This window comes from Streptomyces endocoffeicus, assembly GCF_016741935.1.
GTDB lineage: Bacteria > Actinomycetota > Actinomycetes > Streptomycetales > Streptomycetaceae > Streptomyces > Streptomyces endocoffeicus.
This window is the reverse complement of sequence record NZ_JAERRG010000001.1, coordinates 236262-252107: the sequence shown is the minus strand read 5'-3', so window position 1 is coordinate 252107 and position 15846 is coordinate 236262. Positions and strand designations below refer to the sequence as shown.

Sequence of the window (15846 nt, the reverse complement as noted above, 5' to 3'; positions counted from 1 at the left end):
CTACGGAAGAACGAGACACGCTATGCAGGGGTTCGGGTGAGGATTTCGCGCAGTTCGGACACGGGGATCTTCGGCCGGCGGTCCGGTGTGAGCAGGCCGTTGGTCTCTTGTTCGGTGTCGGTGAACTGGGTGTAGCAGAAGCCCGCGAGCCCGGAGTCCACCGCGGCGGCCACCAGGTCCGCGAGGCGTTCGGCGAAGTCCTCCTTCGTGGCCACGGTGTCGTAGCCGAACCACTCGGCGCCCTCCGCAGGTTCGAAGGTCGCGCCGCCGAACTCGCTGAGGACGACGGGCTGCCCCTGGTGGCGGACGCCGTCCAGGGTCAGGCGTTTGGCGCCGGGCCACCGCTCGGTGATCTCGCCCTGCCGCAGCGAGGCGTGGCCGTAGCGCTCGCGCAGTACGTCCCCGCGCTGGGTGTAGTCGTGGACGCCCCAGATGTCGGCGGCGGAGATCTCCCAGCCATCGTTGGAGACGGCGGGGCGGGAGGGGTCCAGGGCCTTGGTCAGGTGGTAGAGGGCGTCCATGAAGTGGCGCTGTGCGGGGACGAGCGCCGGGTTCGGCACGGACCAGGACTCGTTGATCGGGACCCAGGCGACGATCGAGGGGTGGCTGAGGTCGCGGGAGACGGCTTCGGTCCACTCGGCGACCACGCGCTCGACGGACCGCGCGCCGAACGCGTACGCCGACGGCATCTCCTCCCACAGCAGCAGCCCGAGCCGGTCGGCCCAGTACAGGAAGCGCGGATCCTCGACCTTCTGGTGGACGCGCAGCCCGTTGAGGCCGATCTCCTTGGCCAGTTCGACGTCGCGGCGCAATTCACCGGCCGAGGCCGACAGATGCGATGCGGGCCAGTAGCCCTGCTGGAGCGCGAACCGGAGGAAGTACGGCTTGTGGTTGAGGAGGAAGACGCCGTCGTCCCAGCCGATGTCGCGCAGGCCGAGGTAGGACGTGACGCGGTCGACCGGGGTGTCGTCGGCCGCGTCGCGCAACTCCACCACGGCGTCGATGAGTTGCGGCCGCTCCGGACTCCAGAGCAGATCGTCGAGGTCCTGCCCGTGGCGCAGGGCGGGCACCGCGACGTCGAACTCCGTCTCCTGGCCCTCGAACAGCGTCCGCTGCTCGGCGAGCACCCGCTCGCCCCGCGTGAGGCGGACCGTCACGGTCAGCGGGCGCCGCGGCCAGTGGCCGAGACGCAGCCGGCAGCGGACGCGGGCGTGGGCCACCTCGGGGGTCCAGTGCAGGAGCGTGATGTGCTCGGCCGGGACCTCTTCCAGCCACACCGGCTGCCAGATCCCGGAGGTGCGGTGGTACCAGATGACATGCGGATCCCGGCGCCAGTCCTGCTTGCCGCGGGGCTGCGCCGCGTCGAGCGGCTGGTCCTCGGCGCGGACCACGACTGTCTGCTCGCCGTCCCGGTCGACCGCGTCGGTCAGATCGCAGGTGAAGCCGGTGTGCCCGCCCTCGTGACGCCCCACCGGGCGGCCGTTCAGCCAGACCTCGGCCCGGTGGTCGACCGCACCGAAGTGCAGCAGGAGCCGCCGCCCGGCGGCCGGCCGGGGCACCTCGATCGTGCGCCGGTACCAGAGCACGGGGTGGAAGCCGGTGTCCGCCACGCCCGAGGCCGCGGACTCGGGCGGGTAGGGCACGGTGACGGTGCCGGTGAACGGCGCGGAGGCCGCCGGATCCATCCACCGGTCGGCGCGGCCGTGGTCCTCGTCGTCGTGGGCGAACTGCCAGGGACCGCCGAGGTCGCGCCAGTCGGGATCGCGGATCAGCTGCGGCCTCGGATGGCCTGCGGCGTCCAGGTGCGGGTAGGGCATGCGTGAACTCCGGTGATGTGGTGCGTGGGCGAGGGGGAAGGTGGCGCGCCGCGGTTCAGTTCTCCAGGGCGTCCGAGCGGATGTCCACCACCGTGGCGGCGAACGCCAGCGGACCCGGCAGCAGCGGGACCAGCAGCGGAATCGACCAGGCCAGGAGCCCGCCGAGGAGCACGGCACCGGCCAGGAGAAGACTGCCGCGCGGGTCCGCGGCCGAGCGAAGCAGCGCCTCGCGTGCGGACAGCGGGTGCGGTGTCCTGAGCGCGGTCGCCCGCAGCGCCACGATCGTGGCCCCCAGGACGAGCAGCGCGAGGGCGGGCGCCATGACGGCCGCTCCGGGCAGTGCGGCGCGCATCAGCGCGGCATCGACCAGGACGACCACCGCGAGCAGCGGCGGCACCAGACCGAGCGCCGCCGAGCGCGCGGACAGATGGGCACGGAGGTGAGCGCCGTACGTACCGGCCCTGACCTGGACGCCGCTGCCCGCGGCCTGCCGGAGCGTCGCGGACGCGGCGGCGAACGCGGCCGGGGCCGTGACGACCGGCAGGCAGGCGAGGCTGGTGAGCAGGCCGACGAGCAGCATGTCGGCGAAGAGGCTGAAGCCGGAGCCGAAGACCTCTCCGGGTTCCCGGCGCTCGCGCCGGTGCGCGATCGGTGCGTGGGCCATGGTGTGCCTCACCCCTTCAGTCCGGACGTGGCCATGCCCTGCACGAGGTAGCGCTGGAAGACGAAGAAGAACAGCACGATCGGCAGCACCGAGATCACCGACATGGCGAACATGGGGCCGTACGCGGAGGTGCTGGACTGGTCGACGAAGCTGCGCAGGGCGAGCGTGATGGTGAACTTCTCCGGCGCGAAGAGATAGATCATCTGCGTGAAGAAGTCGTTCCACGTCCAGATGAACGTGAAGATGGCCGTGGTGATCAGCGCGGGCCGGGCCAGCGGCAGCGTGATCGACCAATACGCGCGGAAGGGACCGCAGCCGTCGATCCGCGCGGACTCCTCCAGCTCGCGCGGAAGGCCGCGCATGAACTGGACGATGAGGAAGACGAAGAACGCCTCGGTGGCCAGGAACTTCGGCAGGATCAGCGGCCAGAAACTGTCCACCAGGCCGAGGCGGTTGAAGATGATGTACTGCGGAATCAGCACGACGTGGTGCGGCAGCATCAGCGTCGCCACCATGAAGGCGAACATCACCTTGCTCATGCGGAAGCGCAGCCGGGCGAAGGCGTAGGCGGCCAGCGAGCAGGACAGGACGTTGCCGACCACCGCGCCCCCCGCGATCAGCAGGGTGTTGCCGAGCAGGCGGCTGACGGTGACGCCGGAGACCCCGTCCAGGGCGGTCGTGTAGTTCGACCACTCCAGGTGGCTGGGCAGCAGGTCCAGGCTCGTCACCACCTCGTCGGCCGGCTTGAGCGAGGTGGCCAGCAGCCAGGCCAGCGGGTACAGCAGGACGAGCAGGCACACGGCCGCGACGGTGTGCGGCAGCCACCGCTTCGTGGCGATGTTCATCGTTCCCCCTCGTCCGCGTAGAAGACCCAGGACCGGGAGGTCCGGAACAGGATCAGGGTGATCGCGCCGATGGCGATCAGCAGCAGCCAGGCCATCGCCGCGGCGTAGCCCATGTGCGAGGCCGTGAAGCCGCGCTCGTACAGGTAGAGCGTGTAGAACATCGTGGAGTCGGCGGGTCCGCCGTCGCCGCCGCTGATGGCGAAGGCCGGGGTGAAGACCTGGAACGAGTTGATGACCTCGAGGACCAGGTTGAAGAAGACGACCGGGGACAGCATCGGCACGGTGATGGACACGAACTGCCGCCAGCGGCCCGCGCCGTCGAGCGCCGCGGCCTCGTAGAGGTCGGGCGAGATCTGCTGGAGGCCCGCCAGGAAGATCACCATGGGTGCGCCGAACTGCCACACCGTCAGCAGGACGACCGCGTACACCGCGAGGTGGGGGTTGCCGACCCAGCCGCCGGCGTTGATGCCGACCGCGTCCAGGACGTCGGGGATCGTGCCGCCGTCGTTGAACAGCGCCTTCCACACCAGGGCGATGGACATGCTCGCCCCGAGCAGCGACGGCGCGTAGAACGCGGAGCGGTAGAAGCCCCGGCCCCGGCCGAGGTTCTTCAGAAGCATCGCCACGCCGAGGGCGAGGCCCAGCTTCAGCGGAACGGCCACGACGACGTACAGCATGGTGGTGCCGACCGACCGCCAGTAGCGCGGATCCTCGAACAGCATCTCCTGGTAGTTGCGCAAGCCCACCCAGTGCGGCGGGTCGAACAGGTTGTAGTCCGTGAACGACAGGTACAGCGACACGGCCATCGGCACCAGGGTCAGCACGACCGCGCCGATCATCCACGGGGAGAGGAACACATAGGCGGGCCACTGCCGTTCACGGACCTGGCGCCGCTTGCTCTTCCGCGGGCGCGGATCCGTCGTGCGGTCGACGCGCGCGGGCGCCCTCGTCGTCGACACCGTGCTCATGACCTCAGCTCCCGGTTCGCCTCGTCGATGAGTTCGCGCGCCGCCTGCCGCGGGGTGGCCATGCCGTACATCACGCGTTGGTAGCCCCGTTTGAACGCCGTCTGGATCGCGAGGTCGCCGGGCGGCGGTGCGGTCGGCGGGGCGTCCACGCCGTACTTCTCCATCGTCTGCGCGTAGTCGTAGATCTCCCGCTCCGGTCCCTGGAGCGTCTTGGCGACCCGGGCGGCGATCTTGCGGTTGGGCGGGGTGGAGCGGGAGAAGCCGAGGATGTCGCCCGCCCGTGGGTCGTTGAGGAGGAAGTCGATCAACTGGGCCGCTTCCTTGGGATGCTCGCTGTTCGCGCCGATACCGATGAGCATGGTCGGCTTGAAGTACGTGCCCTGGTGGCCGCCGGTCGTGGGCACGGGCGCGAAGTGGATGTCCTCGCCGAGCAGGCCCGTGTACCCGGGGAACGGCGCGTCCCAGGTGAAGTCGGCGGCCGCGAGGCGGCGGCCGATGGGGCTGGTCTCGGTGCTCTTGGCCTGCACGGTGTCCCGGGCCTGGGCGATGGCGCCCTCCCTGCGGAGTCTGTCGCAGAACGACCAGAAGGCGGCCAGGTCGTCCTGGGTGAAGCCGAGTTCGGTCTGGCTCGCGTAGAGATTACGGCCGCGGCCGCGCAGCCAGGTCTCGAAGACGTCCTCGTTGGCGCCGCCGTCGTTGGAGCCCGTGTAGGGGCGTCCGTCGGGGGATTTCAGACCCAGGGCGGCGATCTTCTTGTTGGCCTCGCCCCAGTCCTGCCAGGTCCAACTCGGCCGGGGCGTGGGGATTCCGGCCTTCTTGTAGACGGCGGAGTCATAGGCGTATCCGGTGATGCCACGGCCCATGGGCACGGCATACTGCCCGCCCTCGTAGGTGCCGGTGCGCAGCAGGCCCTTGTCCATCTCGGACGTGCGGATCGTCCTGGCCTTGATGACGTCGTCCAGCGGCCTGATCGCTTCGCCGCCCGCGTACTGCGAGATCTGCCGGTAGTCGAGCTGGACCACATCGGGTATCCCGCCGCCCGCGGCTTGGGTGGACAACTTCTGCAGATAGGAGCTGAATTCACCATTGGATGTGCGGACGGTGACGCCCGGGTGCTCCTTCTCGAAGAGACGTACCGCCTTCTCGGTACGCGCGGCACGGTCGTCGTTCCCCCACCAGGAGAACGTGAGGGTGATGCCGTCTGAGGTGCTGCCGCTCGCGGCGGAGCAGCCGGAGAGGGTGGAGGTCAGGGCCGTACTGAGGCCGGCGGCGGCCGCGGCGAGGACGGCCCGGCGGCTCGGCTGGTGGAGCCGGCCGTTCGGAGGCTCGGGCATGGGGGCCTTCCAGGGGGAAAGGGGGAGTGGGCGCTGCGGGGGGAAGTCGTGGCGGGCGTTGGATGCCGGGATGGGCGGCTAGCCGCGGGGGAGGGTGTCGGCGGGGGAGCGGACGGGCTTCTCGTGGGGCGCGGTGATGCGGTCGCGGTGGGCGTGGGTCGGTGCGGGCGTCATGCGGGGGCCTCTTCCGTGCGGGTGGTGGCGGGGGCCCAGCCCTGGGCGCCGCCGTGCAGCTCGGTGTAGTAGGGGTCGCCGGGGCCGATCTCCCCCGCGTGGACCGGGGCGCCGGTGAACGCGGACTTGTACAGGGCGGTGATGAACTCGAGCGTCTGACGCCCGCCCGCACCGCTGGTGGCGTGGCGCCGTCCCGCCCTGATGTCGGCCACGAGGGCCCGGAGTTGGGCCAGATGCGAACTCGGCTCGTCCGTGCCGAAGTCGCGCCAGGCCGCCACCGTCTCCTCGGGGACGCCGGGGGCCGCGGTGATGCGCCAGTCCGCGTTGCGGTAGCCGTACAGATGGGTCAGCTCGACCGTGGCGTGCTCGCAGTCGACGCGGACGCGGCTGACCTCGTCCGGGCTGAGCACGCTGTTGACCACGGTGGCCACGGCACCGCTCGCGAACCGCACCTGTGCCGTGGACACGTCCTCGGTCTCCACGTCGTGCACGAGCCGCGCCGCCATCCCCCGCACCTCGCTCCAGGGACCCATCAGGTCGAGCAGCAGATCCATCTGGTGGATGCCGTGCCCCATGGCGGGACCGCCGCCCTCGGTGGCCCACCGCCCGCGCCACGGAACGGAGTAGTAGGCGGTGTCCCGGTACCAGGTCGTCTGACAGTGCGCGACGAGCGGGCGGCCGAACGCCCCCTCGCGCAGCAGTCGCCGCACATGGCGTGCGCCGGAGCCGAAGCGGTGCTGGAAGACGATGGAGGCGTACGGTCCCGCGTCCCCGGCCTTCTCGGCGGCCTCGATCGCGTCGAAGTCGGCGAGGGACGGGCACGGCGGCTTCTCGCACCACACCCAGGCGCCCGCCTTCAGAGCGGCCACCGCCTGGTCGCGGTGCACGGCGGGCGGGGTGCACAGCACCACGAGGTCCGGGCGCAGTTCGGCCAGGGTCGCGTCGAGGTCCGTCGAGGCGTACGGGATCCCGGCGCCGGCGGCGAACGCGCGCACCGCGTCCACGTCGACGTCGACGGCGGCGACGATCTCCACCTCGCCCGCGTCGGCCAGCGTCCGCAGCGCGGGCAGATGGCTGGAGCGCGCGATGCCTCCGGTGCCGACCACGGCGGTGCGCAGTGGGGTGGTGGAGTGGTGCGAAGACATGCGGACCCTCTCATGAGGTGGGTGGTGAGCGCGGCGCCATGGGCACGGGCGGGCAGCCCGGACCGTCCGACGGACAGCCGTCGGCCGCCCGCGTGACGCCTCCGGTAGCAACCGCTTGCTATCGATTGGTTCCAACGTTGTAACCGCGAAATCTCGCCACGGTCAACCCCTTGTCAGGAACGGGATTCCGAGCCGTCCCGGCGCTGACAGCCCGCCGAAGCCGGTGCATAATGCGGAGAAACACAGGTGAGGGGGTTCGGTCAGTGGCCGCGGTGACACTCAAGGACGTGGCGGAGCGGGCAGGGGTTTCGATCAAGACCGTGTCCAACGTTGTACGCGATGCTCCCCGAGTGTCCGAGGCCACGCGGAAGCGCGTACTGAAGGCCGTGCACGAACTCGGCTACCGGCCGAACCCGTCGGCCCGACGCCTGCGCACCGGGCACAGCGGCCTGATCGGCCTCGCCGTCCCGGATCTGGCCACGCCGTACTTCGCCGAACTCGCCCAGCACGTACGGGCCGAGGCCGCGCAGCTGGGCTTGACGGTCCTGATCGAGGAGACGTCGGGCGACGCGACGGAGGAACTGCGCCTGGCGACCGGCGTCGGCGCGTCCCTGCTGGACGGCGTGATCCTGTCGCCCCTGGGTGTCTCGCCCGACGAACTCGCGGCCGTGGCCAACGAGTTCCCGCTGGTCCTGCTCGGCGAGCGCAGCTACGAACGCGACCAGGTGGGAGCCGACCACGTCCTGATCGACAACGTCGCGGCGGCGCGCGAGGCCACCGCGCACCTGGCCGGCCTCGGCCGTACGCGGATCGCCGCCATCGGCGTGGACCGGCAGGCGTCGGCGACCAGCCGTCAGCGCCTGGAGGGCTTCCAGCTCGCCCTGCACGAAGCCGGGCTGACGTACGACCCCCGGCTCGCCCCCTCCGTCAAGGAGTTCGACCGGCACAACGGCCTGCTGGCGATGCGCGCTCTCGCCGCCCTGCCGGCCGGCGTGCGGCCGGACGCGGTCTTCTGCTTCAGCGACCTGCTGGCGGTCGGCGCCCAGCGGGCCCTGTTCGAAGCGGGGTCGCACATCCCGGACGACGTCGCCGTGGCGAGCATCGACGGCTCCGACGAGGCGCTCTACAACACGCCGTCCCTGACCTCCGTGGTCCCCGACAAGGCCGCGATCGCCTCGCTCGCCGTGAAGTGCCTGGCGGCCCGCATCCGCTCGGACGTACCCCTGCCGTTCGAGGTGCACACGGCTCCGCACTGGCTGCACGCCCGGGAGTCCACGAATGGCGGGCGCCAAGAGCTCTTCCGCTGATCCGGACCGACTTTCGCCGGTCCAGACCGACTTTCGCCGGTCCGGACCGATTCTTGGCCGATCCGGACCGAGGGGCCGCCGGACGAAGGACGGTCCCTCGGCGCACGGGCGCTCAGCCGCTCCTGGTGACGGTCACATGCCGCCAGCTCGCGGTCGCGGCCTGGTCGCGTACCCCGATCGCGCCCCGGGTGAAGGAACAGTCCGGATCCCTGTGGGTGAAGCCGACCGGCGTGGCGGTGGAGGCCGAGGGCCGGCCGGTCACCGTGAGGGTGCAGCCCACCGCCTTCACCGTCAGGTGGTACCACGTCCCGGGGGACAGGCCGCCCGGGATGTCCGTCCGCGCCAGCTCCTTCCAGGCACCGTTCTGCCTGCCGAGGACGATCCGTTGCGAAGACACACCGACGTAGTAGCCGTCGAGGGCGTCGGCCCCCTTGCCCGGGTCGGACGCCCGCACGATGAATCCGGCCTGCGCTCCGCCGTCGATGCGTACGTCGCCCGTGAGGCGGTAGTCGGTCCACCCGGTGGAGCCCGCGATCGACTTGTTCCCGCCGGTGCCACCGCACGTCTCGGACAGGACACCGCCCGACGTCGCCCAGCAGCCCCCGTAGTCGACCCAGCCGGACCTCCCCCTCGCGAAGGCATCGGAGTAGGGCAGAACCCCGGTGCCGGCCACCGCGGTGGCCTCCATGCAGCCGGTCGGCCCGGTGGCGGTCGCGGTGGTGAAGCGGACCGTCCTGCCCGAGGCGTCCAGGAGCAGGTGCGGGCTGTAGCTGGTGCTGCAGTTCTGGGCGGGGTCGGCGACCGGCCCGAAGGGCGCCGGGGTCCAGGACCAGGGCCCGGACAGGTCGGGGTCGTTGATGAAGACGGCCTGCCGGTCCTCGGGACTGAAGGCGTTCGTTTCGGTGAAGCGGGTCCGCATCCCGGTCAGCAGCAGCCGTCCCGAGGGGCCGCCCGCCGGGCTCCACACGATGTACGGGCTGCTCCCGAGGTACCGGCCGTCGGACGTGACGGCCATCTTTCCGAGGTCCGAGGGTCCGGCGCCCCAGGTCGCACCCCCGTCGGTGGACGTCTTCGTATGGGCTTCGCAGTTGCGGCCCGCGCCGCAGATCTCGTACGCCATGACCATCCGCCCGTCCGGCAGCGTGGCGACGGTCGGCATCCCCGGACGGTCGGTGTCCACATCACTCCGGACATCGACGACGAGTCCGGGTGCGAAGTTCGTGGATCCGTCGGGGCGCGCGCTCCAGGTGACACCGCCGTCGTTCGACACCACATGGGCGATGATCTGGGCGTATTCGGGCTCGCGCCGCTCATCGGAGAAGTACATGGCCAGGCGGCCGGCGCCGTCGACGGTCAGGAACGGCTCCCAGACTCCGGATCCGCCGTGCGGTGCGCCGACGCTGCCGCCACCGGTCTGCAGGATCGACTGGAAGGTCCAGTGCGCCCCGTGGTCCGTGCTCCGCCACAGGACGAAGTCGGTACGGACCTTCTCGCTGGGCGCGATGTTGCCGGCCAGCAGCAGGGTGCCCGCCGGGAACTCGCCCATCTTCCTGGGGAGTTCGAAGAGGAACGGCTGCCAGAACTGGTCCGACGGGTGGTTCTCGCCTTCCAGCGGGTCGTCCAGCGTCGCGAGCGTCTTCCATGTCCTGCCGTCGTCCTTCGAGGTGCGGATGACGAAGTCGGACGCGGTGCCGTCCTTGGCCGCGTGCTCGAAGGTGCCGATGAGCGTCCCGTTGGCGGAACCGCTGTGCTGGAGGCGGATGATGCGGGAGTAGGCGAGGAACTCATTGCTCGACGCCCTGGTGTAGAAGCTGTCGCCCGGGTCGTTCGCCGCGGCGGTGAGCGGCTGGACGGCGGTGGTCATGGCCGTCAGCAGCAGGGCGAGGAGGAGCCCCAGCGCCCACCGGGCTCCTCCGGTTCTTCCGGTTCTTCCGGTCCTGCTGGTTCTTCCGGCACGCGGGTGCCGTCGCTGTCTCATGACGATTGTCCCTTTCCCTCGGAATGCCGGTAGGGAGCGAGGTGGTTGCGGGGGTCCCGCTTGAGCCGGTAGCCGCCGGGGACCGTCGGCAGCGGGTCCTCGGCCCGCATCTGCCATACGGCCAGCAGGGACAGCAGCCTGACCCGTTCGTCGGCGGCCGCCGGGTCCGACCAGCGGTCCACCAGTTCCAGCGGGTCCTCGCGCAGGTTGTACAGACGGAAGTCCCCGACGATGTCGGCGTACAGGGTCCAGTCCCCGCTGCGGACCTTGCGGCGGCGTCCGCTCTGCGTGGCCGCGTTGAGCTCATCCCAGCGGGGCTCGCCGTCCGGGCCGTCGAAGATGAGTCCGGGCATCTGGTCGGCCACGTCCTCCGGCCCGTACGGGAGTCCTCCCATGCCCTGTTCCACGTAGGCGCTGCTGAACTCCTCCGCCGGGAAGGGGCGTCCGGTCAGCAACGGCCACAGGCTGCGCCCCTGCACGCCGTCGGGCAGCTCGCGCCCCATCGCCTCGCAGAGTGTGGGCATGAGGTCCGCGAGCGAGACGTGCTCCGGACGCGGCGTGCCGGCGGGCCGCACCGCGTCCCCGTTGACGACCAGGGGGACTCTGGCCAGGATGTCCGGGATCTCGGCGCCCTTGCGCACCAGTCCGTACTCGCCGACGAAGTCGCCGTGGTCCGCGGTGGCGACGACGACGCGTTCGCGTACGCGGTGCCGGCTCTCCAACCCCGCGAGCAGACGCCGCAGTTCGTCGTCGATGAGCCGCAGCATGCCGAAGTAGTTGGAGCGCGACGGGGCGATGGCTCCCGCGTAGTCGGCCACCGCGTGCTCGCCCAGACTGCGCAGGTACTGCCAGGGGAAGGACTTCCCCTCCAGTACCTCGGCCCCGGTGCGGGTCGGCGGCAGCGACTCCTCGGGGAACAGCGAGAAGTAGGGCTCGGGCACCTGATACGGATTGTGCGGCTCGGGGATGGACACCGTCAGCAGGAACGGCCGGTCCTCCGGGACACCGGCCACCCAGGCCAGCGCTTCGTCGACGATACGGTGCGGGTTCTGGGCCTCGACCGGGAACGGCGTGGGCTTCTCGTGGGTGCGGTGCCGCAGCGCCGCCAGCCACTTGTCGAACTCCTTGTTCAACGCCTGTGAGGGAGTGGCCACTTGGCCGTCATGCGTGAACTCGACCCAGTGGTCCACGGACGAGGAGTCGAGATAGGTGTGGTTCTTGCCGATCATCGCCGTGGCGTAACCGGCGGCGCGGGCCTCACTGAAGAGATCGGCGTCGCGGACCGCGAGCGGATTCGCCGGGTTCTGGGTCACGCGGTGCGCGCTGGGGAACCGTCCGGTCAGCAGGCTGGTGCGCGCGGGGCAGCACAGCGGTGAGGTCGTGTAGGCGCGGTCGAACCAGGCCCCGGAGCGTCCCAGCTCGTCGAGGAACGGCGTGGTGTCCAGCGGGAATCCCTCACGGGCGCTGACGTCGGCACGGTGCTGGTCGGTCAGGACGAGGACGATGTCGGGCCGGTGGCACGCGGTCACGCTCGAGTGGTCCTTTCGGCGAGGGCGGCGCCGTCGGTCGACGGGCCGTTGGTCGACGGGCCGTCGGTGATACGGACGTCGGCGCGGGAGATCCGCAGGCCGATGACGGCCGCGCAGGCAGCGCTGAACAGAACCGAGACGACCACGGTGAGGGCCAGCCACCACGGCGAGCCGTCGGACGCCACGAGCATGGCGTACGCGACCGGCGGGGTGAGACCGCCGAGGATCGAGCCGACCTGGTAGACGAACGACACCGCCGTGTAGCGCACCTCGGTGGGGAACAGCTCGGCCAAGAACGTGCTCTGGACGGCGAATTGGGCCGAGTTGCACAGCCGGAAGAGCGTGATCCCGAGCACCATCCAGAAGAGCGTCCCGGTCTGCAGCAGAGCGAACAGGGGGAAGGTGGTCACGGCCATCGACAGCACACTCCACACGAAGGTGCGGCGCACCCCGAACCGGTCACCGACCCTGCCGAGGTAGAGCATCAGCGGCAGGCAGATGATGCTCGGGATCATCGTTCCGACGATCCCGATGCTGTCGCTCCGGTGCAGGTAGGTGACGATGTACGCCGTCACCACAGGCCCGACGACATTGCCCGTGATGGCATCGGCCGAACGCGCGCCCAGCGCGAGGAGCAGCGGCGCCCAGTGGTCGCGCAGGAGCGTGATCAGCGGCGCCCTCTCCACCCCGCGCTTCTTCTGAAGGCGTATGAAGTCCCCGCTCTCGGCGAGGCGTGTGCGCACCACGAGGGTGTAGACGAGCAGGACTCCGCTGAGCAGGAACGGGACCCGCCACACCCAGTCCTCGTACTGCGTGCCCGTGGAGAGCCAGGTGCACAGCAGCACCAGCCCGCTGCTGAAGATGCCGCCCACGGGATTGCCGAGTTGCGGGATGGAGCCGAAGAAGCCGCGCCGCTCCTTCGGCACCGACTCGATCGTGGCGAGCGCGGCACCGGCGTACTCGCCGCCGAGGCCGATGCCCTGCAGTACGCGCAGGAACAGCAGGATGACGGGGGCGGCCGCGCCGATCGTGGCGTAACCGGGCAGCAGGCCGATCACAAACGTCGGGATGCCCATGAGCAGCATCGTGAGAATCAGGAGCTTCTTGCGGCCGACCCGGTCGCCGAAGTGCCCGAAGACCAGGCCGCCGATGGGCCGGGCGAAGAACCCGACGGCGGTCGTCGTGAGGGCCAGCAGGGAGCCGATCGCGCTGCTCTGCGCCGGGAAGAAGACGTGGCCGAAGACGAGTGCCGCGGTGGTTCCGTAGAGCCCGAAGTCGAACCACTCGAAGGTCGAACCGAGGAAGCCGGCGAGCACGGTACGACGCGCGGCGGGGGTGATCCGAGGTGGGTCTGGCCTTGGCATACGGCGGCTCCACTGAGGATTCCAACGGTTACGGTAACCGTTGCATTGCCGTGGAACGGTAGGACCGCCTGACGTTCGCCGTCAATGACCGGGCGTTAGGAAAATGTTGACTCGCGTTCGGTTATGGTGAGCGGCACCTCGACGTGGCTCCGCGGGCGGGCGCCCTCCCGGACCCGCGCCGTGAGCAGGTCGAGCGCGCGCCGGGCGATCGTGCGGACATCGGCCCGGACGGTCGTCAGGCCGGGCGAGGAGTACTCCGCGTCCTCGTCGTTGCCGAACGCGACGACCTGGACCTGCCCCGGTACGTCCCGGCCGGCCCTGCGCAGCGCGTGCAACGCGCCGTGCGCGAGCGGCTCCTCGAGCGCGAGCACCGCGTCGAACGGCGTTTTCCCGCCCAGGAGTTGGGCGATCGCCGCATGCCCGTCGCCCCGGGAGGGCTGTGACGTCTCCACGACGAGAGACGGGTCGGACTTCCGCCCCGCCGCCGTCAGCGCGCGCCGGTATCCGTCGGTGCGCAGGGCGGCCGCACTGTCGCCGCCCGCCTTCCGCTCACCGCCCAGCAGCACGACGCGCGAGGCGCCACGGTCGAGAAGCAGCCGCACCGCGGCCTCGGCCGCGAGGGTGTCCCGCGACGTGACGCTGTCGAAGGGGCCCTCCACCCGGCGCGATCCGAGCAGCACCGCGGGGCCGGGGGACGGCAGGCCCTTCAGGTCCCGCGCGGTGATCGCGGTCGGCATCAGCAGCACACCGTCCGAGAGGCCCCCGCGATTGCGCAGCACCTCCAGCTCCCGCTCGCGATCGCCACCGGTGGGCTCCATCACCACGCTGATGCCCTCGGCCTCCGCGAGATCGAAGACCGCGGCGGCGAGGGGCGCGCAGTAGCCGTACCCGAGGCCCGGCAGGGCGAGCGTCACCGTGTCCGTCGCCCTCGAATTGAGGCCGCGGGCCAGGGGGTTGGGGCGGTAGCCGAGCTCCTCGACCGCGGCGCGCACGGCTCGGACGGTCGCCTCGTTCACCTGCCCGGTGGCATTGACGACGTTGGACACGGTCTTGACGGACACACCGACGACGGCGGCCACGTCGCGCATGCGCACCACCGTCGGCCGGCCACGGGACGACTCCGGCTCATTCACTGGCAACGGCGCTCGACTCCCGTTCGACAAGGCGGAACCCGACCGTGTGGTGTCCCGGTTCGGGGAGCACCGCGCCGGTCGTCCGCGCCTGTGCGCGCTCCGCCAGGAGCGAGACGGCGCGGTGCGCCATCTCCTCCCGCCCCGGGTCGACGGTGGTGAGGGTGGGAGCGCAGTACGCGGCCTGCGCGACATCGCCGAACCCGACCACGGCGACATCCCCCGGCACGGCGCGCCCCGCGTCCCGCAGACCGCGGAGCGCGCCCAGGGCGAGCGCGTCGCCGAGCGCGAACACGGCGTCCGTGTCGGGCGCCCGCTCGATCAGCGTCCGCACCGCGTCGGCGCCCGCCGCGAACGTGACGGTCTCCGTGCTCACCACCCGTCGGCGGCTCACCGGCAGCCCGGCGTCGCGCAGCCCGGTGACGTATCCCTGATAGCGCTCGTCGCTCTCCGCGGGCAGCACCTCGCCCGGGGCCAGGGCGGCGATGCGGCGCCGCCCGCCCGCGACCAGATGGGCCACGACCGCGCGCGCCGCCTCGAACCGGTCCGTGTCGAAGGAGTCGACGCGGCCCGCGGTGAACGACGCCGTGGCCACGATCAGCGGCTTCGTCACCGGCAACGCCCGCATGTCCTCCTGGCCGAGCGCCACGGGAACGAGCAGGATTCCGTCCACGTGCCGCAGATACGGGTCGTCGCAGACACCGCGCTCGCGCCGCACGTCGCCGTGTGTCTGCGTGATGCGCACGGACATTCCGTGCTCCTGGGCCTCGCGCAGCACGGAGTCGGCGAATTCGCGGAAGTACGGGACCGTGACGCTCGGCAGGGCGAGCCCCAACACATGGGAGCGTCCCGAACGCAGCCGCCGCGCGGCCAGGTTGGGGCGGTACCCGAGCTCGTCGATCGCGCCCTGCACCCGCTGCCGGGTCTCCTCCCGGACGTTCCCGCGGCCGCGGGCCACGTTCGACACCGTGCTCACCGAGACACCGGCGAGGGCGGCCACGTCGCGCAAGGTCGCGGAACCGCGCGTCGCGGAGTCCGCACCCGCCTCAGACGGCCGTCCGCGCACAGCTGACCAAGCCCCTTCCACCACGACGGAAGTCTAGCCCGCGGGCGGACCGGAACCCGGGTTTCGACAGCACCGCGCCATGACCTAGGGTGCAACGCCGCGCCCTGGCGCGATCAACATTCCGACCTACCATCACGGGGATCTCTCATGCGTTTGGCAACCACACTCCTCCTGATCGGCGCCCTGCTCTCGGTGGCGCCCGCCACGGCCCAGGCGGCATCGGCGCGTGACTCCGTCTCGTACGTCGCGCTGTCGTCGAAGCGAGGCGGTGGCAGCGGCGGCGGTGGCGTCAGCAAGGGTGGCGGTGGTGTGAGCAAGAGCGGTGGCTACAAGAAGTCGAGGGGCGGCGGCTACTCCTCGAGCGGCGACGACGGCGGTTCGTCCACCGGAAAGAAGAAGATGCCCCTGTGGCAGGCGATCCTGTTTCTGCTGGTCCTGGGATGCCTCATTGTCTGGGGCGTCGTCAAGCTCGTGCGCAAGTTCCGGAAAGTGGTCAGCGACTGACGGCAATTCGGCGGGGCCGGT

General features: G+C 70.9%; 13 protein-coding genes. 2 read left to right on the top strand and 11 right to left on the bottom strand.

Annotated features, from left to right (window positions below; translation table 11 throughout):
• Window positions 1-20 precede the first annotated feature (20 nt).
• The 6 genes from JK364_RS01180 to JK364_RS01155 form a co-directional block, all read right to left on the bottom strand.
• A complete protein-coding gene (locus tag JK364_RS01180; RefSeq protein ID WP_201846557.1) occupies window positions 21-1817 on the bottom strand; it encodes a sugar-binding domain-containing protein in 1797 nt (598 codons plus the stop codon).
• Window positions 1818-1872: 55 nt separating this feature from the next.
• Window positions 1873-2481, bottom strand: coding sequence for a hypothetical protein (locus JK364_RS01175; protein ID WP_201846555.1), 609 nt, complete (start codon window positions 2479-2481; stop codon window positions 1873-1875).
• An 8-nt stretch (window positions 2482-2489) separates the two neighbouring features.
• Window positions 2490-3326 (bottom strand): carbohydrate ABC transporter permease, encoded by an 837-nt coding sequence (locus tag JK364_RS01170; protein WP_201846553.1) that lies wholly within the window; start codon window positions 3324-3326, stop codon window positions 2490-2492.
• A complete protein-coding gene (locus tag JK364_RS01165; protein ID WP_201846551.1) occupies window positions 3323-4294 on the bottom strand; it encodes a carbohydrate ABC transporter permease in 972 nt (323 codons plus the stop codon). The genes JK364_RS01170 and JK364_RS01165 overlap by 4 nt, the downstream gene beginning before the upstream one ends.
• Entirely contained in the window at window positions 4291-5628 is a 1338-nt protein-coding gene (locus JK364_RS01160) for an ABC transporter substrate-binding protein (RefSeq protein ID WP_201846549.1), read from the bottom strand. The genes JK364_RS01165 and JK364_RS01160 overlap by 4 nt, the downstream gene beginning before the upstream one ends.
• Window positions 5629-5798: 170 nt before the next feature.
• The gene (locus tag JK364_RS01155; RefSeq protein WP_201846547.1) at window positions 5799-6947 is read right to left on the bottom strand and encodes a Gfo/Idh/MocA family protein; all 1149 of its coding nucleotides are present in this window, start codon (window positions 6945-6947) and stop codon (window positions 5799-5801) included.
• A 263-nt stretch (window positions 6948-7210) separates the two neighbouring features.
• Here JK364_RS01155 and JK364_RS01150 point away from each other — a divergent pair, with 263 nt between their 5' ends.
• Window positions 7211-8254, top strand: coding sequence for a LacI family DNA-binding transcriptional regulator (locus JK364_RS01150; protein ID WP_201846545.1), 1044 nt, complete (start codon window positions 7211-7213; stop codon window positions 8252-8254).
• A 112-nt stretch (window positions 8255-8366) separates the two neighbouring features.
• Here the strand turns inward: JK364_RS01150 and JK364_RS01145 are convergent, their stop codons facing one another.
• From JK364_RS01145 to JK364_RS01125, 5 genes are all read right to left on the bottom strand, one after another.
• Window positions 8367-10118, bottom strand: coding sequence for a 3-keto-alpha-glucoside-1,2-lyase-like domain-containing protein (locus tag JK364_RS01145; protein ID WP_201846543.1), 1752 nt, complete (start codon window positions 10116-10118; stop codon window positions 8367-8369).
• Window positions 10119-10228: 110 nt separating this feature from the next.
• Window positions 10229-11761: a sulfatase-like hydrolase/transferase gene (locus JK364_RS01140; RefSeq protein WP_201846541.1), complete on the bottom strand. Its 1533-nt coding sequence runs from the start codon at window positions 11759-11761 to the stop codon at window positions 10229-10231.
• Window positions 11758-13125 (bottom strand): MFS transporter, encoded by a 1368-nt coding sequence (locus tag JK364_RS01135; protein WP_201846539.1) that lies wholly within the window; start codon window positions 13123-13125, stop codon window positions 11758-11760. Before JK364_RS01135 ends, JK364_RS01140 begins: the two co-directional genes overlap by 4 nt.
• A gap of 95 nt (window positions 13126-13220) precedes the next feature.
• Window positions 13221-14213 carry a LacI family DNA-binding transcriptional regulator gene (locus tag JK364_RS01130; protein ID WP_201846538.1) on the bottom strand — a complete coding sequence of 331 codons (993 nt, stop codon included), beginning with the start codon at window positions 14211-14213 and terminating at the stop codon, window positions 13221-13223.
• A 37-nt stretch (window positions 14214-14250) separates the two neighbouring features.
• Entirely contained in the window at window positions 14251-15255 is a 1005-nt protein-coding gene (locus JK364_RS01125) for a LacI family DNA-binding transcriptional regulator (protein ID WP_201846536.1), read from the bottom strand.
• A gap of 213 nt (window positions 15256-15468) precedes the next feature.
• On the opposite strand from JK364_RS01125, the gene JK364_RS01120 reads away from it, so the two are divergent.
• A complete protein-coding gene (locus JK364_RS01120) occupies window positions 15469-15825 on the top strand; it encodes a hypothetical protein (protein ID WP_201846534.1) in 357 nt (118 codons plus the stop codon).
• Window positions 15826-15846: the final 21 nt, after the last annotated feature.